The following is a 1,488-nucleotide window of genomic DNA, read 5'->3' as shown; positions in this document are numbered from 1 at the left end:
AATTTTATAATCTAGGAGAAACCTTACTTTATATTCCTTTATAATTATACATGCTATTATAAGAGAATTTCTGCCTGACTATTATTTTTATTATGAAAAGCATTGTTAGTAAATTAAAATATCTTGCTTACCTTTTAATTTTCTGTCTTATCATTTGGCAAACTATTGTTCACCTAGATTTATCGGGAAATAAAAAAGAATTTAATCGCCTTGAAGCTTTAACCTCTAAACGTACTTACACTCATGCTCAAGCTTTAAGTGAGGATAAAGCAATTATTTATATGCCTAAATACCCTCTAAACATACGTAATACTCCTTACTTAAACAATTTAACCCTAGGAAAAGTTCCTTATCTTGAAAATATTTGGTTAAATATCACAGCTTCAGTCGATCAAAAAATTATTGTGATTCCAAATATAAATCTCTTAGAATTAACAAATATTTCCGCTCTCTACCCTGAAGCTATCGAGCAAGGAATAGTAAACTTTCAAGCATTAACCTGGGAACAATTACAACAAGTAACCTTTGTAGGCAACTCTTACTCTTGGCAACTTTTAGATACTTTTCTCGAACAGGCAAAAACTTTAAATATTAGCCTTTGGTTAAATCTCTTCGAAGCCCATAAATTATATTTAGATCAAAACCTAGATTTAAGTTCTAAATTATTTACTCAACTTGAACAATCTCAGGTAGCAACTAAGAGAATAAATTTAGTTTCTCCATCTTTAATAATTTTGTCTCATTTACGTAATGATTTTTTAAGAAAAGAAAATAGAGACTATAATCTTGTCTTTTTTATTACCGCAGGTAATTCAATTCCTGAAGTAAAACCTGATGTAAACTTAGGCTATACCTCTTTTGTTCCCGTTGTTAATAAAGTTATTCTTGATGAATCCTATGCTCTTGCGGAGATTAATCAAGATTATCAACTTATTCGCAATTGGTACACAAATCTGATTTTAAATACCAATAAACCGGTATATATTTATGCCGACTCTTTAAAACTGGATACGCAATTTTCTCAAAGTTATCGCTTAATTCAATCTAGTCGTTACCGAGGAATTATTAGTGAGTTTAAGGTCAAAGACTTTTACTTTGCTCCTTAGCTAAAAAGCAAAACCCACAATTTTTATAGGTGATTAATTTAAAAAAGCATTTTACTAACTAACGAAAAAATCTTTACTTTTCTCAATCTCAAGCTTTTTCTCTAAAATATAATCTAAGACTTATTTTAGATTACAAGATACAATATATTAAAACTTAGGGGCAAATAATTTTACACTCAAGATTAACTAGCCTACTTCCTAAGGGAAAAATATTATTTCTCTTTTTACCAAAACTATGGGATAAAGAAAATAAGGATGTATTCTACTAAATGTTAATGATTCTTAATAAATTAAAACTTTTTTCACCATAAAGATTAATTTATTTGGAGATCAATTTTACTTGAGTATAATAATGACTAACTTTCTGATTTAACAATAATAT

1 protein-coding gene is annotated in these 1,488 nt (G+C 28.2%); it reads left to right on the top strand.

The window, feature by feature from the left end; genetic code table 11:
• Positions 1-92 precede the first annotated feature (92 nt).
• On the top strand, positions 93-1,106 hold the full coding sequence (locus CKF59_RS07365; RefSeq protein WP_119535270.1) for a PI-PLC domain-containing protein: 1,014 nt from the start codon (positions 93-95) through the stop codon (positions 1,104-1,106).
• Positions 1,107-1,488: the final 382 nt, after the last annotated feature.

Source organism: Psittacicella gerlachiana (genome assembly GCF_003585965.1).
In the GTDB taxonomy this organism is placed as follows: Bacteria; Pseudomonadota; Gammaproteobacteria; order Enterobacterales; family Psittacicellaceae; genus Psittacicella; species Psittacicella gerlachiana.
Note: the sequence above shows the minus strand (reverse complement) of the source record. Positions and strands in the feature narration are given on the sequence as shown.

Coding starts and splice junctions, on each gene's coding strand:
- CKF59_RS07365 (WP_119535270.1), top strand. CDS start 93: ATGAAAAGCATTGTTAGTAAATTAAAATATCTTGCTTACCTTTTAATT.